Below are 15,505 nucleotides of genomic sequence, written 5' to 3'. Positions count from 1 at the left end.
ACGAGGATGGGGCAACTCAACGACGAGGATGGGGCAACTCAACGGGGCATCGGGATGAGCCGACCCGGGCCCGACCGCCGAGGCGCTCAGATCAGGCCCGGCACCAGCTGCTCGATCGCGGCCTGTCCGGCGAGGTCGTCGGCGTGCACGACGGCGACGTCCCAGTACGTGCGGCCCCGGTTGCGCTGGTTGCTCGCCACGTCGAGGACCGCACCGTGGCGGCCCGCCTCGGCGGTCGTGGTGCGGCCGACCGGCGTCGCGCCGTTGTCCCAGACCGCGACGTCGCGGTAGCCCAGCTCCGCCAGCCGCGCCCAGACCGCGGCCGGGTCGTGGCCGGCGATCCGGGTCAGGTAGGGGTCGTACTCGAAGAACAGGATCGGGTGCGCGTCGGCCCAGGCCTCGGCGACTGCGGGCACCAGCACGACGTCGTACCCGTCGGTGTCGGACTTGACCAGCCGCAGCCGGTCGAAGTCCGGGTGCTCGGCGCGCAGCCGGCTCGGCGAGACCATCGGCATCGCGTCGGCGTCGCCGCCCTCGGCGAACCGGGTCGTGCCGCCGGTGCGGACAGCGGTGCGGGCGGTCTGCTCGTCGTCGACCGACAGCAGCGCCTCGACGACCGAGACCCGCTTGTCGCCGTCGACGTTGCGGTGCAGGAACTCCAGGTACGCCGGGTCCGCCTCGATGCAGAGCACCCGGCCGTCGGCGGCGTTGAGGATCTGCACGGTCGAGTCGCCGACGTTGGCACCGACGTCGAGGACGGTCAGCGGCGAGGACTCGGCGACCAGGCGCGCCAGCTCCACCAGGTTCTGGCCGTACGTCGGGCCCCACCGCGCGTAGTCGGGCAGCCGGTGCGACCAGGGCAGGACCAGCGTGACGCCCTGGACGTCACGCACGACCGGGCGGAACGGGAACCGGTCGCGGATCAACCAGCCCAGGCGACGCTTCGCGGTCGAGACCGCCATGCCGGGGCCCATCATCCGTCGATCTCCTTGCGGTGCTGGACCAGGCGGCCGAGGTGCTCGATGTCGGCGTCCACCATCAGCTCGGCCAGGCCCTTGGCGTGCGTCTGCGCGCGCCAGCCGAGGACCTCCTCGGCCTTCGACGCGTCGCCGATGAGGGCGTCGACCTCGGTGGGGCGCTCGAAGCTCTTGTCGTAGCGGACGTGGTCCTCCCAGTTCAGGCCCGCGTGCGCGAAGGCGTACTGGCAGAACTCGCGCACCGTCGTGCCGGTGCCGGTGGCGAGGACGTAGTCCTGCGGCTCGTCCTGCTGCAGCATCCGCCACATGCCCTCGACGTACTCGGGTGCGTAGCCCCAGTCGCGGATCGCCTCGAGGTTGCCGAGGTCGAGGTGGTCGGCGATGCCGAGCTTGACCGAGGCGACGCCGAGCGTGATCTTGCGGGTCACGAAGCTCTCGCCGCGGCGCGGCGACTCGTGGTTGAACAGGATCCCGGACACCGCGAACAGGTCGTAGGCCTCGCGGTAGTTGACAGTCACCCAGTGCGAGTAGAGCTTCGCGGCGCCGTACGGCGAACGCGGGTAGAAGACCGTCGACTCGTTCTGCGGCGGCGGGGTCGCGCCGAACATCTCGGAGGTGGAGGCCTGGTAGAACCGGCAGTCCAGCCCGGCGGCGCGGATCGCCTCGAGCAGCCGCAGCGTGCCGACGGCGTCGGTCGAGGCGGTGTACTCCGGGAGCTCGAAGGACACCTTGACGTGGCTCTGCGCCCCCAGGTTGTAGACCTCGTGGGGCTCGATCTCGCGCAGCTGGTTGCTGAGGCTGACACCGTCGGTCAGGTCGCCGTAGTGCAGGTGGAGGTCCGCGGTTCCGTGCAGGTGATCGATCCGGCTGCGGTTCAGGGTCGACGACCGACGGACCAGTCCGTGCACCTCGTATCCCTTCGAGAGCAGCAGCTCCGCGAGATAAGAACCGTCCTGACCGGTGATTCCGGTGATGAGAGCACGCTTGGTCACGGGGGCACAGTATCGTCGCTGACCGTGCATGTGCTGGTGGATGCGATCCTTGCCCGCCCCGGAAGTGTCTCGATCGTCGTTCAGCACCTGGTTCGCGGGTGGACCGAGGCCTTCCCCGACGACGAGCTCACTGTCCTGCTCGGTCCCGACAGCGAGCGATTCGCCACTCCTGCGGGGGTCCGGGTCACCGAGCTGCCCGCGTCGGGCCCGCTCGGCAAGCTCTGGTCCCGCTCGGGCGCCGTACGACGTGCGGCCCGGGCGCTGGATGTCGACGCGGTGCTCAGCTCGGCCCCGGCGAGCAGCCTGCTGGGCACCCGGCAGCCCCGCGGCCTGATCTTCTACGACCTGCGCCACGAGCTGCGACCCGAGCAGTTCTCCCTCCGGACCCGGGTCGCGCGCCGCCTCTCGTGGGCGTGGAGCATGCACCTGGCCGACGGCATCTTCTGCATCTCCGACCGCAGCCGCGACGACCTGCGCCGCCGCCACCCGCGCCTGGGCCGTGCGGCCGTCACGGCCGCCCTCGGCTCGGACCACGCCCTCGCCTGGCCCCGGCCCGAGCCGGGCGAGCGGCCCTATGCACTGGCCTTCGGCCACTTCGGCAACAAGAACGCCGACGCCGTCATCGCCGGCTGGGCCGAGTTCGTCGCCGCCCACCCCGGGTGGGTCCTGCGCCTGGTCGGCATGGGTCGCGCCGACCGCGAGGCGGCGCAGGCGCAGGTCGACCGGCTCGGCAGCACCGACAGCGTCGAGCTGATGCCATGGCTGGACGACGACGCCTTCGGCGCGTGCTTCGCCGGCGCCGGCATGGTCGTGTTCCCGTCCGACTTCGAGGGCTTCGGCCTGCCCGCGGCCGAGGCGCTGCGGCTCGGCATCCCCACCGTCGTGTCCGACGACCCCGCGCTGGCCGAGGTCACCGGCGGGTACGCCGTCGTGACCGCCTCGACGAGGCCGGCCGACCTCGCGGTCGCCATGGGCCGCGCCAGTGAGCTCTCCGCCGACCGGCTCGCGGAGGGCCGGGCCTTCGCCGAGGCGTTCACGTGGCGTCGTACGGCGGAAGTGGTCCGTTCCGGCCTGCGGTGAGCGTCGACCTGCTGTACTACCGTCCGTCCATCACCCAGCTCGCCCCTCGCCCCCACCGGAGTCGTGCATGACCCACTGCCCTGCCTGCGCAGGCGCCCGCATCCACACCGCCGTCGCCTCGCGCGCCACCGGCCGCAGGATCAGCACCTGCCGTGACTGCGGTGCGCGCTACTGGTCCGACCACCTGGCGGAGGAGCGGATGGACGCGATCGTGGTCCAGAAGGAGTGGTCGGCCGACGACTACGGCGACTGGGTCGACATCAAGCGGGAGGGCGCCGGGCCCGACGCCTGGCGCGAGGCGCTCGGCTGGATCGGCGAGGCGCTGGGCGAGCGCGGCGAGCGGCGGCCGCTGATCTACGACATCGGCGCCGGCGACGGCGAGTTCCTCAGCGTGGCTCGCGACGAGTTCGGCTACGACGTCACCGGCAACGAGATCGTCGCCGGCGCGGTCGAGCTCGCCCGGGAGCGGCACGGCGTCACGCTCGACCTCGGCGACCTCGAGACCCTCGGTCACGTCGAGACCGCCGACGCGGTGACGCTGTGGTGCGTGCTGGCCCACGTGACGGAGGGCGACGGCCTGCTGGCCGACATCCACACGATGCTGCGCCCCGACGGGGTGCTGTTCCTGCAGACCCCGCACTGGACGGCGGCCGACCAGGCCGCCCACCTCGTCAAGCGGGCCACCCGCGGGCGGACCAGCCAGGTCCCGGACCGCCGGATCGCCCAGCACCACTGGATCCTGCACACCCGGCGCAGCATCACCGCCCAGCTGACCCGGCTCGGCTTCGTCGACGTGGTCGCCGAGCCGCGGCTGCGCTACACGCTCACGTCCGAGGCCTACATCGCCTCGATGAACCCGCCGTCCTGGTCGGTCCGACCCGCCGCGAAGCTGCTGGACCGGCTGGTCTCCAGCCCGATCGCGCCGCGGATCGTGCTCGACGTACGGGCGCGCAAGGGCTGACCGGCCGGCGCCTAGCGGTTCAGGAGCTTGCGCACCACGCGCCAGATGACCGGCTGCGTGATGATCTTCCGCACGATCGCACGCAGCCACAGCGGACGGATGATCGCGCGGGCGACCCGCGAGATCCAGCTGTCCGTGCGCACCATGATCAGCTCGAGCTCCTCCTCGACCTTCCGGTTGCGCTCGACGACGGCCGGGTGACGCAGCGGGAGGTCCAGCGCCCGCGCGGGGATCGACTCCTTCTGTGCGCGCACGTTGGTCGCGCCCTCGCCGTACCCGTCGTTCTCGATCAGGTTGTGTCGCGGGACGGCGGACAGGCCGTTCTGGTTGATGATCGTGACCCACCAGTGGTGGTCCCAGAAGTACGACGAGGGGTCGACATCGGTGGACACCTTGGTGAAGTGCCGCTTGCCGGCCTCGGAGACCAGCGCATCGGGGTGGGGCGGCGCCGGCACCGCGCGCTTCGGCGGGACGAGCTGGCCGGGCTGGTCGACCGGGACGTGCACGCGGTCGAACAGCTTGCGGTGGGCCTGCCACCGGTCGGCCCAGCTCGCCCAGCCCCAGATGCTGGCCCAGGTCGCGAAGTCGTAGCTCAGGTCGCCGAAGTAGGACTCGGGCACCTCGTGGGTGTCGCCCGAGATCAGCCAGACCCGCTTGTCGTCGCGGTAGCGCTCGAGGAGCTCCTCGCAGTAGACGAAGAAGGTCGGGTCAGCGATGCAGTCGTCCTCGAGGAAGATCGCCTCGTCGACCTGGGAGAAGACCCAGTCGATCCCGGCCTCGATGTTGGGGTCGAGGCCGCGGTTGGTCTCGGCGAAGCGTGGCAGCACCTCGCAGTCCCAGTCGAGCTCGCTGAAGAGGTCCCGCACCTCGGCGCACAGCCGCGCGTCGTTCTCGTTGCCCGACCGGGGTCCGTCCGCGATCACGAACAGCCGCTCCGGCTTGGCTGCCCTGATCGAGGCGAGGGTGCGTCGGGTCAGGTCCGGGCGGTTGAACACGAACATGACGACTGGTGTCTGCACCGAGTACTCCTCTGTGATCGGCGATTCGGGGGTGACCATATCGAGCCCAGGCCGTTGTTGCGGTTGATACGGTCGCACCCGCTCGACCACCGTCATCGAGTTCCGCTAGAGGGGACCCCCACCATGAACGACTTCTGGTACGGCAAGCGCGTGCTGATCACGGGCGGCGACGGCTTCGTCGCCAGCAACCTGACCGAGGCACTGCTGCGCCGCGGCGCCATGGTCACGATCACGGTGCGGCACAACCGGCCGGTCCCCACCGCGGCGCTGCTCGGCTTCGACGCCCGGCCGGACGTCGAGGTCTGCGAGATGGACGACTTCACCCAGGTTCAGCGCCTGTGCAACCGCCACCAGATCGACACGATCTTCCACCTCGCGGCGTCGGCGATCGTCGCCGACGCGGCCAACGCGCCGATGAGCACGCTGCACAACAACATCCTGCCGACCCTCAACCTGCTCGAGGCCGCGCGGATCAACGACATCCCGCGGGTGTTGATCGCCTCGACCGACAAGTCGTACGGCGACCACGCCGACGCCGACGACCCGGAGCCGCTGCCGTACCGCGAGGGTCACGCGCTGCGCGGCATGGACGTCTACAGCGCCTCGAAGGCGTGCGCCGACCTGATCGCGCAGACCTACGGCTTCCAGTTCAACGTGCCGGCCCTGATCGTGCGCAGCTGCAACATCTACGGCGCGGGCGACCTCAACTTCACCCGGCTGATCCCCCGCACCAGCCTGCGGATGCTCAACAACAAGGCGCCGGTGATCAACCTCGGCAACGCCGACGTGCTGCGCGAGTACGTCTACATCGACGACCTCGTCGACTCCTACCTCTACCTCGCCGAGAACGTCGAGCGCCACTTCAGCACCGCGATGCCCCGCACCGGCCGCGCGACGTACGGCTGGCCGGCGTTCAACGTCGGGAGCTTCTCCAGCGCGTCGGGCAAGGCGCCGGGCGACTACAGCAACATCCGCAGCGTGCGCCAGGTGATCGAGCAGATCGGCGGCATCCTCGGCGGCGCGCTCGAGCCCGTCACGATCCCGAAGCCCGCGAACTTCATCGAGATCCCCGACCAGTTCCTCGACTCGAGCAAGCTCCACGAGTTCGGCTTCACGCCGCGGGTCAGCTTCGAGGAGGGCCTGAACCGGACCGTCGAGTGGTACGCCAAGAACCAGGAGGCGTTCACCCGGGCCGGCGCCCGCAACGTCCTCGCGGACTGAGCGACGCTAGGGGAGCGCCAGGTAGCCCGGCGACTCCTCGACACCGGAGCGCAGCCGCTCCAGGTCGACGGCGACCATGTGCTCGACCAGCGCGTCGAAGCCGACCCGAGCCCGCCAGCCGATCGCGGCCGCGGCCGGCTCGGGGTCGGCGACGAACACCGAGGTGTCCGCGGGCCGCAGCAGCGCCGGGTCCTGCACCACACGGTCCCCCGGCTCGCCGAGTCCGGCAGCCGCGAACGCCACCTCGAGCAGGTCCTGCAGGGAGTGCGCGGTCCCGGTGCCGATCGGGAGGTCGAGCGGCTCGTCGTGGGCGAGCTGGAGCCGCATCGCCTCGACGTACTCCCCGGCGAACCCCCAGTCGCGGTGCACGTCGAGGTTGCCGAGGCTGATCGTGGCGCAGCGGCCGAGCGCGATGCCGGCCGCACCCAGGGTGATCTTGCGGGTCACGAAGCGGGGCGGTCGCAGGGGGCTCTCGTGGTTGTGGAGCACGCCGCAGACCGCGAACAGGTCGTGGTCGGCACGCGCCCGCCGGACCACCTCGTCGGCCGCGGCCTTGGCCTTGGCGTACGGGCTGTCGGCAGCGCTGCCGTGCACCTCCGCGGAGGAGGCCTGGAAGAGCCGGGCGTCGTGGCCGCGGGCGGCACGCAGCCGCAGCAGCGCGGCGACGAGGTGCTCGACCGGCGCGGCGTTGGTCGCCGCCGTGAGCTCCGGCTCCTCCCAGCTGCGGCCGACCGAGCTCAGCGCGGCCAGGTTGTAGACCTCGTCGGGCACGACCTCGGCGACCAGCGCCTCGAGCGCCGCACCGTCGCGGACGTCGAGCTCGCGCAGGTCGACCCCGTCGAGGTGGACCCGCCGCGGATCGGTCGCGGCGAACCCGGGCGCGACGGTCCCGACGACGGCGGTGCCGGCGGCACGGAGGGAGCGCGCGAGGTAGACACCGTCCTGCCCCGCGACGCCGGTGACGAGGGCGGTACGCACGGCCTCACCCTAGTAGGCCGGGACCAAGCGGGTACTTGGTCCCGACTTCACACCAGTCCCCGGATTCGCGGACGGAGGCCGTGACGCACCCGGCGGCCTCTCGTTGGTCACACGACGCTGGGGGGGCGGATCCAATCGACATTGAGGAGTGCGCATGAACTCGGGCCCAGTAGATGTGCTCGTCGCCGGTGGCGGCGGCTTCATCGGAGGTCACCTGGTCGCTGACCTCCTCGCCCAGGGCAAGACGGTTCGTTCGGTCGACGTGAAGCCGATCGACGAGTGGTACCAGGTGCACCCGGACGCGCAGAACGCCGTCGGCGACCTGTCGCTGCTCGACCAGGCCGAGGCCGCCACGAAGGGCGCGCGCGAGGTCTACATGCTCGCCGCCGACATGGGCGGCATGGGCTTCATCGAGAACAACAAGGCCCTGTGCATGCTGACGGTGCTGACCAGCACCCACATGCTCCAGGCTGCCAAGAAGTACGACGTAGAGCGCTACTTCTACTCCTCGTCGGCCTGCGTCTACGCCGCCGACAAGCAGACCGACCCGGGCGTCACCGCGCTCAAGGAGTCCGACGCCTACCCCGCCATGCCCGAGGACGGCTACGGCTGGGAGAAGCTCTTCACCGAGCGGATGGCCCGCCACTTCCGCGAGGACTTCGGCCTCACCACCCGGATGGCGCGCTACCACAACGTCTACGGCCCCGAGGGCACGTGGACCGGTGGCCGCGAGAAGGCTCCCGCCGCCGTGTGCCGCAAGATCGCCGAGGCGGTCATCTCTGGCCGGCACGAGCTCGAGATCTGGGGCGACGGCGAGCAGACGAGGTCGTTCATGTACATCGACGACTGCGTCAAGGGCTCGCAGATGATCCTGGCCAGCGACCTCGAGGACCCGATCAACCTGGGCTCGGCCGAGCTGGTTTCGATCAACCAGCTCTACACGATCGTCGAGGAGATCGCCGGCATCAAGTGCGAGCGGAAGTACGACCTGTCCGCCCCGCAGGGCGTGCGCGGCCGCAACTCCGACAACACGATGATCAACGAGGTCTTCGGCTGGGAGCCGTCGATCAGTCTCGCCGACGGCCTCGCGCAGACCTACGCCTGGGTCTACGACCAGGTCAAGCGCGCCCAGGGCTGAGCGGACAGCGGCACGGTGCGCATCCTCGTCCACGACCACAGCGGGCACCCCTTCCAGGCCGAGCTCAGCCGTGAGCTGGCCCGGCGCGGCCACGACGTCACGCACTCGTACGTCGAGGGCTACGTCTCCGGGAAGGGTCGCCTCGAGGCGATCCCCGGCGAGTCGATCACCTTCGAGGCGATCGGCGGCGCCAAGAAGGTCGACAACCAGCGGATGGCGCAGCGGCTGCTGCGCGAGGTCCGCCGCGGCGTCGAGCTGGTGCAGCACGTCCGCAAGGTCGACCCGGACATCGTGATGCTGTCCAACGTGCAGATCCCTACCCTGGTGATCTTCTCGTTCGTGATGGCGGTGCTCCGGCGTCCGTGGGTGCTGTGGCACCAGGACGTCTACGCCGTGGCGGTGAAGTCGTTCACCGGCAGCAAGCTGCCGAAGCGGTTCGCGCTCGTCGCGTGGGCCTTCGAGGTGGCCGAGCGGTGGTGCTCGCGGCGCGCCGCGGCGATCGTCGTCATCGCCCCGTCCTTCGTACCGGTCCACGAGGCGTGGGGGACGGCCGACAAGGTCACCGTCATCCCGAACTGGGCCCCGCTCGACGAGATCGTCCCGACCGAGCGCAAGAACGACTGGGCGACCGAGCACCAGCTCGACGACGTCGCGACCCTCCTCTACTCGGGCACCCTCGGCCTCAAGCACAACCCCGCCCTGCTGGTCCGGCTCGCGCGAGCCGTGCACGACGCCGGGAAGCCGGTGCGGCTGGTGGTGGTCAACGAGGGCCCCGCGGTCGACGTGCTGCAGGACGAGGCGCGCCGGCTCGACGTACCCGTCACGCTGCTGCCCTTCCAGCCCTACGAGCGACTGCCCGAGGTGCTCGGCAGCGGTGACGTGCTCGTGGTGCTGCTCGAGCAGGAGGCCGGTGCCTTCTCGGTGCCGTCCAAGACGCTGTCCTACCTGTGCGCCGGCCGGCCGGTGCTGGGCCTGATGCCGGGCGAGAACCTCGCCTCGTCGCTGGTCACGAGGGCCGGCGGCCTGGTCCTGCCCCCGGCCGACGACTCGCTGGCCGAGGCCGCGAGCTGGGTCAGTGGGGTGCTGGCCGACTCCGAGCTTCGCAGCGAGCTCGGCGAGGCCTCCCGGGACCTGGCCGAGCTGGAGTTCGCGCTCCAGGGCTGCGCCACGAGGTTCGAGCACCTGCTCGCCGCGCAGGTGGGCGCGACGACGGGTGATCGGCGATCCCTCGCAAAGTTGTGACGAGACACGTATCTCATCGGGCACTTGGTCGTTGAGAGGTTCGCGGGACCGCCTCACCCGCCAATTCGGGGACACATTTCTGGTGGAGGTCACTGGTGAAGAAGCGGGCGTTCGACATCGTCGTCATCTGCCTGGCTGCCGTGGTGTGGGTGCCTGTCGTGGCACTCTCCGCGGTCGCCGTGCTGGTGCTGTCTGGTCGACCGATCTTCTACAGGTCGCGGCGCTGGGTCGGACCCGGCACCGCCATCGAGATGGTGAAGCTGCGGGTCATGGTGCCCAACGCCAACAAGGTGACGGCGCCCGTCGAGGCCGGCCGCTTCCTGAACACGCCGCCTGACTCGCCGCTCTACACGCCGATCGGGCGGCTGCTCGACCGGCTCGGGCTCAACGAGATCCCGCAGTTCATCCACGTGCTGCGCGGCGACATGAGCATCGTCGGCGCCCGGCCGCTCACCGACGTCGTCCGCGACGCGCTCAGCGAGCTCCACGGCGACATCGACTCGCGCTGGGTGACCCCGGCCGGTCTCACGGGTCTCCCCCAGCTGATCGGCCGCCACGGCGTCGACGACCAGCAGCGGCTGGCCCTCGAGTCGGCGTACTCACTGCGCTCGGCGACCGCCCCCAGCCTCCGGCTGGACTTCATGATCCTGCTCCACACGGTGCTGATCACCTTCGGCCTGCGCAAGCCGATGAGCTACGAGAAGGCGCTGCGGATGGCCCAGCCGCGCCACCACCGGCTGCACGCCCCCGAGCTGGCGCACCAGCGGTACGTCGGCCCGGCCGAGGCCGACGTCGCCTGAGCCTGGCCGAGGCGCGCGAGCGGGGCTCAGCGCATCCGGATCGCGATCTGGCAGAAGTAGTGCCAGGCCGAGGCGAGCACGTCGTACTCACGCACGTAGGCCGAGCAGTAGTGCTCCAGGGCCGCGAACTCGTTGAGCACCGAGGAGAACTCGTCGAAGACGACGATCGTCCCGGGGACCAGGAGCGCGTTGAGCCGGGTCAGCACGTAGAGCGTCGATGAGTAGAGGTCGGCGTCGATGTGCACGACCAGCTGGCGCTCGGGAGTGAAGGTCTCCAGGAAGGGGTCGACACTGTCCTGGAACCAGCCGGGGACGAAGGTGACGCGGTCGTCGTCGATGTCGGGCAGCGCGCCCTGGACGTCGAAGTGGGCCTTGTCGATCTTGCGGTCGAACCGCTTCCACTCTTCGGGGAGTCCCTCGAACGAGTCGAAGCCGTAGAAGCGCGAGTCGGGGTGGGTGTTCAGCCGCGCCCAGTGACGCAGCGAGCTGCCCTCGAAGACGCCGAACTCGAGGTAGTCGATCGGCTGGTCGCCGATCAGCTCGGCGTGGACGTGGTCGTACATGTCCTCGCGGTCGGGGAACGCCGGGGTGCCCGCCGGGACGTGCTCGCGGCGCCAGGTCTCGATCTTCGGCAGGTTGACGATCGTGTCGAGCCGACGGCTGTCCCGGCCGACCCGGGCGATCGCGACCTTCGACTTGATCCGGGCGTGCGCCATGGCGCGCTGAACTGCAGTGGGCATCGGGAAGTCACTCCACGCGGCGGTGGGGGTGGGGGCGCCGCGGGGCAAGCATACGCTTGCTCACCGCGATTTGGTGAACCCTATCGACGTGCGTCCCGCTCCGCGTCGGAGGCGGGCAGCCGGGACTGGATGGCCAGCAGGATCGCCGGCGCCATGGGGGCCCACAGGGTGCGGTCCTCGAGTCCGGGGAAGGTCGGGGTGATCGCCACGAAGGCCGCCACGACGTAGCAGAGGCGGCGGTTGGGATGGTTCCCGAGGACAGGACGGGCGAGCGTGAACAGCACCAGCAGGTAGCCGATCAGGCCGAAGATGCCGATGCTGGTGGCGACGCCCAGGACCACGTTGTGGACGTAGAGCGCGTCGGCGAATCCGTTGCCCAACAGCGGATGCTGGAAGAACATGTCGATGCCGAAGTCCTGGGCCTCGCTGCGGGCCTTGTCGGCGCCCAGGGCGTCGGCGGACCCGGCGAGGCGGGAGATCGCCGAGCCCTCGCCCGACTCACCGACGACGAGGGGCAGCGCGAAGACGAAGAGCGCGCCGAGGATCGCCAGCACGAAGCCCTTGACCGCCGAGCGCTCGACGATCGGGATCAGCAGGATCAGGCCGGCCATGACCGCGGTCGCGGCCCGGCTGCCGCTGATCACGACCGAGACGCCGCACGCGCTCGCGGCCAGCGCGACCGCGACGCGGTACCAGACGGCGTCGTTGCGCCGCCACAGGTACATCAGCGCCGCGAACGCCATCACGCCGGCGCCGCCGAACTCGTTGGGGTGGTGCGAGAGGCCCTGGTAGCGGTTGCCCACCGCTCCCCCGAGCGGTGCGTAGAGGATGCTCAGCATCTGTCCGGCGACATAGCTCCACAGCAGGATGTCGACCATCCGCCAGCTGGGGGCCCACACCGCGAACAGGACGAGCAGCCCGAGGATGACGACCAGCCACTGGGCGAACTGGAGGGCGCTCAGCAGCGGGGCGGCCGCTGCGGCCGTCGCGATCGTGCCGGTCACCAGGATCAGCGTGATGCCGATGACGTAGGTGAGCGGCAGCCGCAGCTGACGGCGCAGCAGCGTCGGGAGCAGCAGCATCACCGCGAGCCCGAAGAGCAGGTCCGTCGGCGTGATCGGGTTGGACGGTCCCCCGGGCGACAGGCCGCGGTTCATCGGCGCCGTGGCGAACGCGGCCATCATGGCCAAGAACGCGACCCGCTCCCGGCCGAGCACGGCCAACATGCTGATCAGGACGGCCAGGAAGATCGCGAGGATCGCCGCGATCGGCCCCCGCGCCGAGGCCGCCGCAAGCAGTGCCGCCAGCAGCACCAGGAAGACGGTGACCACACGGCGCTGGACCACGCCGTTGCTGCCGTCGCTCCGGATCGCCGTCGGCGGTCGCACGGTGGTCTGGTTCGGCACTGGTCTCCTCGTCGGCTCCGCTGTCGTCGTACCGACAACGGCGGAAGGGAGTCTAGGCGACGGCCTTTCTCGCCCGCGGCCGATCCGCGGGCGCTCAGCCGCCCGCGAAGGGCGGGAGGAACTCGACCGTCTCCCCCGGCCGTACGACGACCGCGGCCGGGTCCGTGGACGACACCGGGCGCTCGCCGACGAGCACCGAGCAGACGCCGACCACCTCGGGGAGCCGGGTGCCGGGGTGCCGGCCGACCACCTCGGCGCGCAGCTCGGCGAGGCTCACGGGGCCGGCGACGGCCACCTCCTCCTCGGCGATGCCGGCGGCCGCGCGGGCGGCTGCCCAGTAGCGCACCCGGATGACCTGCGTCTCACTCACGTGCTCGACCCTTCCCCGTTGCCTGCGTATTTCGGTATCGTGCCTCACCAGAAAACTGGCCGTTGCCCAACGTTGCGTTTCGGTCTCGACTCGGTGCCGCCGCGACGGCCGGTGCCGGTGAGGAGGCCAGAGTGAGCACTCTCCTTCTGCTGACCAGCGCCCTGCAACCCTCCGCCGAGGTGTTGCCCGGTCTTGCGCTGCTCGGTCACCAGGTGAAGATCCTGCCCGCCGAGGGCAGTGCCCTGCTCGACGCCCCCGACGCGGACCTGCTCCTCGTCGACGGCCGCCAGGACCTCGCGGGTGCCCGCGACCTGTGCCGGCTGATCCGCACGACCGGGACCGACGTACCTGTCCTGCTGATCGTCACCGAGGGCGGCCTGGCCGTCGTCAACCACGACTGGGGCATGGACGACGTCGTCCTGCACACCTGCGGGCCCGCCGAGCTCGAGGCGCGGATCCGGATGGCGATCGGCCGGCTCACCGCGGCCCGCGACGCCGCCGACCCCGACGCCCACCTGATCCGCTCCGGCGAGGTCGTGGTCGACGAGGCGACCTACACCGCCAAGGTCGGTGGCCGCGCGCTCGACCTGACCTTCAAGGAGTTCGAGCTCCTCAAGTTCCTCGCCCAGCACCCCGGACGGGTGTTCAGCCGCCAGCAGCTGCTGCAGGAGGTCTGGGGCTACGACTACTTCGGCGGCACCCGCACTGTCGACGTCCACGTCCGCCGCCTGCGCGCCAAGCTCGGCCCCGAGAACGAGACCCTGATCGGGACCGTGCGCAACGTCGGCTACCGGTTCGTGCTGCCGTCGAAGGAGTCGGCGGCGGAGGCCGACGCCGCCGCCGTGGCGGAGCGGGACCAGCAGGACGCCTGAGGCCACCGCGGGTGAGCCTGCGAACCCGCGGGTGACGGCCGAAGGTTGAGGAGCGTCGGCTCGGGCCGAGCCTGCGAGGACCGAGCGAGGCGTCTCGAAACCCAGTCGGTTCCGAACGTCAATCAGGACGTGCGTCCCTGCTCGTCGAAGTGGTCGGCGGTGTGCATCAGGCGCAGCACCTGCTCACGCAGCTCGGGCCCGAGCTCGCCCCAGCCGTCCTTGTAGCCGTAGACCGACGCCAGTGAGCGCGCGTCGTAGTCGCCGTTGAAGATGTCGACGTCGGCGCAGGTGATCAGCGACGGGTGTGCGACGCCGACGGCGGCCGAGACCCGGGTGAGCTCCTTGCGCAGGGTGCGCAGGTAGACCGCGCACCGCTCCGCCTTCGAGACCGGGTCCAGGCCGTGGACCAGCCACGGGTTCTGGGTGGCGATGCCGGTCGGGCAGTGGTCGGTATGGCACTTCTGCGCCTGGATGCAGCCGATCGAGAGCATCGCCTCGCGGGCGACGTTGATCATGTCGGCGCCGAGCGCGAACGCGACGATCGCGTTGTCGGGCAGGCCGAGCTTGGCGGAGCCGATGAACGCGACGTCGTCGGTCAGGCCCATCTCGGCGAAGCTGCCGTAGACCCGGGAGAAGCCCATCCGGTACGGCAGCGCGACCGAGTCGGCGAAGATCAGCGGGGCCGCGCCGGTCCCGCCCTCACCGCCGTCGACGGTGATGAAGTCGACGCCGCGATCACGCGGCGACATCAGCCGGGCCAGCTCCTCCCAGAAGCCCATCGCCCCGACGGCCGACTTGATGCCGACCGGCAGGCCCGTCTCGGCCGCGAGCATCTCGACGAAGTCGAGCATCGAGTCGACGTCGTGGAACGCGCTGTGCCGCGACGGGGACGCGCAGTCCTTGCCCTCGGGGATGCCGCGGATCTTCGCGATCTCGGCGGTCACCTTCGCCGCCGGCAGCAGGCCTCCCAGGCCCGGCTTCGCGCCCTGGCTCAGCTTGATCTCCAGCGCCCTGACCGGCGCGGAGTCGACCAGCTCCAGGAGCCGCGGCAGCGAGAAGTCGCCCTTCTCGTCACGGCAGCCGAAGTACGCCGTACCGATCTGGAGGACGAGCTCGGCACCGTTGCGGTGGTACGGCGAGATCGCGCCCTCGCCCGTGTTGTGCAGGCAGCCGGCCGCGGCGGCGCCCTTGTTGATCGCGGTGATCGCGTTGGAGGACAGCGACCCGAAGCTCATCGCGGAGACGTTGACGACCGAGCCCGGCCGGAACGCCTTCGCCCGCCCACGCGGCCCGCCGAGGACCTTGGCCGCCGGCAGGGTCCAGTTGCTGTCCTGGTCGCTCGGCAGCCGGTCGGCGAAGGTGCGCTGCTTGATGTAGGCGTGGCCCTGGACGTGCTCGACGTCGACGTCGGTGCCGAACCCGAAGTAGCTGTTCTCCTCCTTGCTGGAGGCATAGATCCAGGTCCGCTGGTCACGGCTGAACGGCCGCTCCTCCTCGTTGCTGGTCACGATGTACTGCCGCAGCTCGGGCCCGATCGTCTCGAGCCAGTACCGGAAGTGGCCGATCACCGGGAAGTTGCGCTGCAGCGCGTGCCTCTTCTGGACGAGGTCGCGTGCGGCGAGGGCCCCGAGCGCCGCGGCCGCCCCACCCACGGCGTGGCTCAGCTTCATGGAGGCAGTCCTACCGCGTCGCGGTGTCACATGTAAACG

Annotated in this window: 15 protein-coding genes; 7 read left to right on the top strand and 8 right to left on the bottom strand. The window is 70.6% G+C overall.

The features are described from left to right. Nucleotides 1–86: 86 nt before the first annotated feature. Nucleotides 87–962: an FkbM family methyltransferase gene (locus FBY23_RS05915; RefSeq protein ID WP_160158172.1), complete on the bottom strand. Its 876-nt coding sequence runs from the start codon at nt 960–962 to the stop codon at nt 87–89. An 11-nt stretch (nt 963–973) separates the two neighbouring features. Continuing rightward, nucleotides 974–1,969 carry a GDP-mannose 4,6-dehydratase gene (gene gmd / locus FBY23_RS05910; protein ID WP_260805779.1) on the bottom strand — a complete coding sequence of 332 codons (996 nt, stop codon included), beginning with the start codon at nt 1,967–1,969 and terminating at the stop codon, nt 974–976. A 36-nt stretch (nt 1,970–2,005) separates the two neighbouring features. Here gmd and FBY23_RS05905 point away from each other — a divergent pair, with 36 nt between their 5' ends. Together FBY23_RS05905 and FBY23_RS05900 are read left to right on the top strand one after the other, a co-directional pair. Next, complete coding sequence (locus tag FBY23_RS05905; protein ID WP_141797296.1) at nt 2,006–3,049, top strand: glycosyltransferase; 1,044 nt, start codon at nt 2,006–2,008, stop codon at nt 3,047–3,049. A 67-nt stretch (nt 3,050–3,116) separates the two neighbouring features. Further along, nucleotides 3,117–4,010: a bifunctional 2-polyprenyl-6-hydroxyphenol methylase/3-demethylubiquinol 3-O-methyltransferase UbiG gene (locus tag FBY23_RS05900; RefSeq protein WP_141797295.1), complete on the top strand. Its 894-nt coding sequence runs from the start codon at nt 3,117–3,119 to the stop codon at nt 4,008–4,010. A gap of 11 nt (nt 4,011–4,021) precedes the next feature. Here the strand turns inward: FBY23_RS05900 and FBY23_RS05895 are convergent, their stop codons facing one another. After that, on the bottom strand, nt 4,022–5,029 hold the full coding sequence (locus FBY23_RS05895; RefSeq protein WP_160158171.1) for a glycosyltransferase: 1,008 nt from the start codon (nt 5,027–5,029) through the stop codon (nt 4,022–4,024). 123 nt (nt 5,030–5,152) lie between these two features. Here FBY23_RS05895 and FBY23_RS05890 point away from each other — a divergent pair, with 123 nt between their 5' ends. Beyond that, nucleotides 5,153–6,250, top strand: coding sequence for an NAD(P)-dependent oxidoreductase (locus FBY23_RS05890; RefSeq protein ID WP_141797293.1), 1,098 nt, complete (start codon nt 5,153–5,155; stop codon nt 6,248–6,250). 6 nt (nt 6,251–6,256) lie between these two features. On the opposite strand, the gene FBY23_RS05885 is transcribed toward FBY23_RS05890, so the two are convergent. After that, nucleotides 6,257–7,228, bottom strand: a complete 972-nt coding sequence (locus tag FBY23_RS05885) for a GDP-mannose 4,6-dehydratase (RefSeq protein ID WP_141797292.1) — start codon at nt 7,226–7,228, stop codon at nt 6,257–6,259. A gap of 154 nt (nt 7,229–7,382) precedes the next feature. Between FBY23_RS05885 and FBY23_RS05880 the strand changes: the two genes are divergently transcribed. The 3 genes from FBY23_RS05880 to FBY23_RS05870 all read left to right on the top strand — a co-directional run bounded on the left by FBY23_RS05880 (nt 7,383) and on the right by FBY23_RS05870 (nt 10,408). After that, nucleotides 7,383–8,366: an NAD-dependent epimerase/dehydratase family protein gene (locus FBY23_RS05880; protein WP_141797291.1), complete on the top strand. Its 984-nt coding sequence runs from the start codon at nt 7,383–7,385 to the stop codon at nt 8,364–8,366. Between the two features lie 15 nt (nt 8,367–8,381). Further along, nucleotides 8,382–9,608: a glycosyltransferase family 4 protein gene (locus FBY23_RS05875; RefSeq protein WP_141797290.1), complete on the top strand. Its 1,227-nt coding sequence runs from the start codon at nt 8,382–8,384 to the stop codon at nt 9,606–9,608. 95 nt (nt 9,609–9,703) lie between these two features. Next, complete coding sequence (locus tag FBY23_RS05870) at nt 9,704–10,408, top strand: sugar transferase (RefSeq protein ID WP_160158170.1); 705 nt, start codon at nt 9,704–9,706, stop codon at nt 10,406–10,408. A gap of 26 nt (nt 10,409–10,434) precedes the next feature. On the opposite strand, the gene FBY23_RS05865 is transcribed toward FBY23_RS05870, so the two are convergent. The 3 genes from FBY23_RS05865 to FBY23_RS05855 form a co-directional block, all read right to left on the bottom strand. Further along, a complete protein-coding gene (locus FBY23_RS05865; RefSeq protein ID WP_141797288.1) occupies nt 10,435–11,148 on the bottom strand; it encodes a TylF/MycF/NovP-related O-methyltransferase in 714 nt (237 codons plus the stop codon). 80 nt (nt 11,149–11,228) lie between these two features. Next, entirely contained in the window at nt 11,229–12,554 is a 1,326-nt protein-coding gene (locus tag FBY23_RS05860; RefSeq protein ID WP_141797287.1) for an O-antigen ligase, read from the bottom strand. Nucleotides 12,555–12,648: 94 nt separating this feature from the next. Further along, nucleotides 12,649–12,924 (bottom strand): MoaD/ThiS family protein, encoded by a 276-nt coding sequence (locus FBY23_RS05855; protein WP_141797286.1) that lies wholly within the window; start codon nt 12,922–12,924, stop codon nt 12,649–12,651. A gap of 131 nt (nt 12,925–13,055) precedes the next feature. Between FBY23_RS05855 and FBY23_RS05850 the strand changes: the two genes are divergently transcribed. Next, nucleotides 13,056–13,796 (top strand): response regulator transcription factor, encoded by a 741-nt coding sequence (locus FBY23_RS05850; RefSeq protein WP_141797285.1) that lies wholly within the window; start codon nt 13,056–13,058, stop codon nt 13,794–13,796. A gap of 122 nt (nt 13,797–13,918) precedes the next feature. Here the strand turns inward: FBY23_RS05850 and FBY23_RS05845 are convergent, their stop codons facing one another. Further along, nucleotides 13,919–15,466, bottom strand: coding sequence for an FMN-binding glutamate synthase family protein (locus FBY23_RS05845; RefSeq protein ID WP_141797284.1), 1,548 nt, complete (start codon nt 15,464–15,466; stop codon nt 13,919–13,921). Nucleotides 15,467–15,505 lie beyond the last annotated feature (39 nt).

It is taken from the genome of Nocardioides sp. SLBN-35 (assembly GCF_006715725.1).
Classification (GTDB): domain Bacteria; phylum Actinomycetota; class Actinomycetes; order Propionibacteriales; family Nocardioidaceae; genus Nocardioides.
This window is presented reverse-complemented; position numbering and strand designations above follow the sequence as displayed.

Bases quoted from the DNA above. Each gene is read 5' to 3' on its own strand.
- FBY23_RS05915 (WP_160158172.1), bottom strand. From the start codon at position 962: ATGGCGGTCTCGACCGCGAAGCGTCGCCTGGGCTGGTTGATCCGCGAC.
- FBY23_RS05900 (WP_141797295.1), top strand. From the start codon at position 3,117: ATGACCCACTGCCCTGCCTGCGCAGGCGCCCGCATCCACACCGCCGTC.
- FBY23_RS05845 (WP_141797284.1), bottom strand. From the start codon at position 15,466: ATGAAGCTGAGCCACGCCGTGGGTGGGGCGGCCGCGGCGCTCGGGGCC.
- FBY23_RS05880 (WP_141797291.1), top strand. From the start codon at position 7,383: ATGAACTCGGGCCCAGTAGATGTGCTCGTCGCCGGTGGCGGCGGCTTC.
- FBY23_RS05865 (WP_141797288.1), bottom strand. From the start codon at position 11,148: ATGCCCACTGCAGTTCAGCGCGCCATGGCGCACGCCCGGATCAAGTCG.
- FBY23_RS05890 (WP_141797293.1), top strand. From the start codon at position 5,153: ATGAACGACTTCTGGTACGGCAAGCGCGTGCTGATCACGGGCGGCGAC.